Source organism: Pseudomonas sp. (assembly GCF_050739655.1).
GTDB lineage: Bacteria > Pseudomonadota > Gammaproteobacteria > Pseudomonadales > Pseudomonadaceae > Aquipseudomonas.
Genome location: NZ_JBOIBY010000506.1, coordinates 1 through 3,192, shown reverse-complemented (window position 1 = coordinate 3,192; position 3,192 = coordinate 1). Strand labels below are relative to the sequence as shown.

5 protein-coding genes are annotated in these 3,192 nt (G+C 58.4%); all 5 read left to right on the top strand.

Features of this window, described 5'->3' with window-relative positions; translation table 11 throughout:
- Positions 1-101 precede the first annotated feature (101 nt).
- Positions 102-932, top strand: coding sequence for a flagellar synthesis regulator FleN (gene fleN / locus ACRESJ_RS24100; protein ID WP_008001746.1), 831 nt, complete (start codon positions 102-104; stop codon positions 930-932).
- Positions 929-1,669, top strand: coding sequence for an RNA polymerase sigma factor FliA (gene fliA, locus ACRESJ_RS24095; RefSeq protein ID WP_419709039.1), 741 nt, complete (start codon positions 929-931; stop codon positions 1,667-1,669). The genes fleN and fliA overlap by 4 nt, the downstream gene beginning before the upstream one ends.
- 166 nt (positions 1,670-1,835) lie before the next feature.
- Positions 1,836-2,207 carry a chemotaxis response regulator CheY gene (locus ACRESJ_RS24090; RefSeq protein ID WP_003183998.1) on the top strand — a complete coding sequence of 124 codons (372 nt, stop codon included), beginning with the start codon at positions 1,836-1,838 and terminating at the stop codon, positions 2,205-2,207.
- A 19-nt stretch (positions 2,208-2,226) separates the two neighbouring features.
- Complete coding sequence (locus ACRESJ_RS24085; RefSeq protein ID WP_431760144.1) at positions 2,227-3,015, top strand: protein phosphatase CheZ; 789 nt, start codon at positions 2,227-2,229, stop codon at positions 3,013-3,015.
- 53 nt (positions 3,016-3,068) lie between these two features.
- Positions 3,069-3,192: hypothetical protein (locus ACRESJ_RS24080; RefSeq protein WP_431760145.1), on the top strand; the 124-nt coding region annotated here is incomplete at its 3' end.

Below are 3,192 nucleotides of genomic sequence, written 5' to 3'. Positions count from 1 at the left end.
TTTTTGTACCTACATCGATGGTCTGCCATGCATTGTTCCGTTTGTGAACGCGCAGCCAGTAATGTGGCCTCCGTCTATGCAAGACAAGGTAAAGAAATAACATGGGCAGCATGCATCCCGTACAGGTGATCGCGGTGACCGGCGGCAAAGGTGGCGTCGGGAAAACTAACGTGTCAGTGAACTTGTCCCTGGCTTTGGCTGAGCTTGGCCGGCGCGTCATGCTGCTGGACGCCGATCTTGGGCTGGCGAACGTCGACGTTCTGCTGGGGCTGACACCCAAACGTACCCTGGCCGACGTGATCGAAGGCCGCTGCGAGCTGCGCGATGTCCTGTTGCAGGGCCCCGGCGGCATTCGCATCGTTCCGGCCGCGTCCGGCACCCAGAGCATGGTTCACTTGAGCCCGGCGCAACACGCCGGCCTGATCCAGGCCTTCAGTGATATCGGCGACAACCTCGACGTACTGGTGATCGACACCGCTGCCGGTATTGGTGACTCGGTAGTCAGTTTTGTTCGCGCCGCCCAGGAAGTGTTGCTGGTGGTCTGCGACGAGCCGACGTCGATCACCGACGCCTATGCCCTGATCAAACTGCTTAATCGCGACTACGGCATGAACCGCTTCCGCGTCCTGGCCAACATGGCGCAGAGCCCGCAGGAAGGGCGCAACCTGTTCGCCAAGTTGACCAAGGTGACCGATCGCTTCCTGGACGTCGCCCTGCAATACGTCGGCGCCGTGCCGTACGACGAAAGCGTGCGCAAGGCTGTGCAAAAGCAACGTGCCGTCTACGAAGCGTTCCCGCGCTCCAAGTGCTCGCTGGCGTTCAAGGCGATCGCACAGAAGGTCGACACCTGGCCATTGCCCGCCAACCCGCGCGGGCACCTGGAGTTTTTCGTCGAACGCCTTGTGCAACAAACGGCAGGACCGGTGTTATGACAGCCAGCGGCTACAACCTCTACAAGAAATCGGCACGCGATGCGCAGTACGAGCTGATCGAGCGTTATGCGCCGCTGGTCAAACGCATTGCCTATCACTTGCTGGCGCGTTTGCCGGCCAGTGTCCAGGTCGAAGATCTGATCCAGGCCGGGATGATCGGCCTGCTGGAAGTCTCCACCAAATACGACGCCAGCAAAGGCGCGAGTTTCGAGACGTACGCGGGCATCCGTATTCGCGGCGCCATGCTCGATGAAGTGCGCAAGGGGGACTGGGCGCCACGTTCGGTCCACCGTAATACCCGGATGGTCAGCGACGCGATTCGCGCAATTGAAGCTAAAACCGGCCGTGACGCTAAAGATCACGAAGTTGCGGCCGAACTCCAATTGAGTCTTGACGATTACTACGGGATTTTGAACGACACCCTGGGCAGTCGGCTGTTCAGTTTCGACGATCTGTTGCAGGACGGCGAACACGAAGGGCTGCACGAGGATGGCGCGAGCGCTCATCTGGAGCCGTCACGCGATCTGGAAGATGAACGCTTCCAGGCGGCGCTGGCGGACGCGATTGCCAATTTGCCGGAGCGTGAGCGACTGGTGTTGGCGCTGTACTACGACGAAGAGTTGAATCTCAAGGAAATCGGTGAGGTCCTGGGGGTCAGCGAATCCAGGGTCAGCCAGTTACACAGCCAGTGCGCAGCCCGTTTGCGGGGGCGATTGGGAGAGTGGCGAGCGCGCTGAAGGCAGTGTGGGGGCACTGCGACGTGGCTGGTGGGGTGATGAACCGCGCCGGTTTCGATCCGTTGTACTCCAGACAGTCATCGAGTGTTTTGCCAGATTGATTGAAATGGCGCGTCCAGGTGCTGGGCGCGTTTTAGTCTGCTTGGAGGTCGAATTGGACAAGAACATGAAAATCCTCATCGTTGATGACTTCTCAACGATGCGGCGGATCATTAAAAACCTGTTGCGTGACCTTGGGTTCACCAACACGGTCGAGGCCGACGATGGCACTACAGCCATTCCGGTACTCAACAGCGGGAGCATCGACTTTCTGGTGACGGACTGGAACATGCCTGGCATGACCGGTATCGACCTGCTGCGCCACGTGCGAGCCGATGAAAAGCTCAAGCACCTGCCGGTGCTGATGGTGACCGCTGAAGCCAAGCGCGAGCAGATCATCGAAGCGGCCCAGGCCGGTGTAAACGGCTATGTGGTCAAACCCTTCACGGCCCAGGCGTTGAAAGAAAAAATCGAGAAGATTTTCGAACGCATCGGTTGAAACGCGCCACGGGGGAGCTATGGGGCAGAACGAATCTTCGCAGGGCGATTTTGAATCGACCCTGAAAAAACACGCCGTCGAACTGGTCGCAAGCCTTGAAAAAGGCAGGTTCGGCGATGCTGTGCAATTGATCCATGAGCTCAATCAGACCCGTGACCGCGGCCTGTATCAGGAAGTGGGCAAGCTCACTCGCGAGCTGCACAGCGCGATCGTCAATTTCCAGATTGACCCGCACATGCCGCAAGCCGAGGAGGTGTCGCAAATTACCGACGCCACCGAGCGCCTGGGCTATGTGGTCAAGCTGACCGAGGCGGCGGCCAACCGCACCATGGATCTGGTGGAAAGCGCCACGCCGCTGGTCAACAGCCTGGCCGACGAAGCCCAGGGCCTGAGCACGGATTGGGGGCGGTTCATGCGCCGTGAAGTCGGGGCTGAAGAGTTCCGCGAGCTGGCCCGGCGTGTCGATGGATTCCTCGCACGCAGCAGCACAGACAACCGCGCCGTATCGAGCAACCTCAACGACATTCTGCTTGCCCAGGATTATCAGGACCTCACCGGTCAAGTGATCAAGCGTGTGACCCAACTGGTCACCGAAGTTGAAAGCAACCTGCTCAAGCTCGTACTCATGGCCAGCCAGGTGGACCGCTTTGCGGGCATCGAACATGACCGTGAAGCGATGCTTGCAGAAAAAGATCCTCAAAAACATCTCTCTCAGGGTGAAGGTCCGCAGATTCATGCCGATAAAAGAGAAGACGTTGTATCCGGTCAGGATGATGTGGACGACTTGTTATCCAGCCTGGGCTTTTAGAATTCAGGCATTTTAGGTTTTTGGGTTTTTAGACCTGTAGGAGCACACCCTTAATGAGCTTCGGCGCCGATGAAGAGATCCTTCAGGATTTCCTGGTTGAGGCCGGCGAGATTCTAGAGCAACTGTCCGAGCAACTGGTCGAGCTGGAAAGCCGTCCGGATGATGCGGACTTGCTCA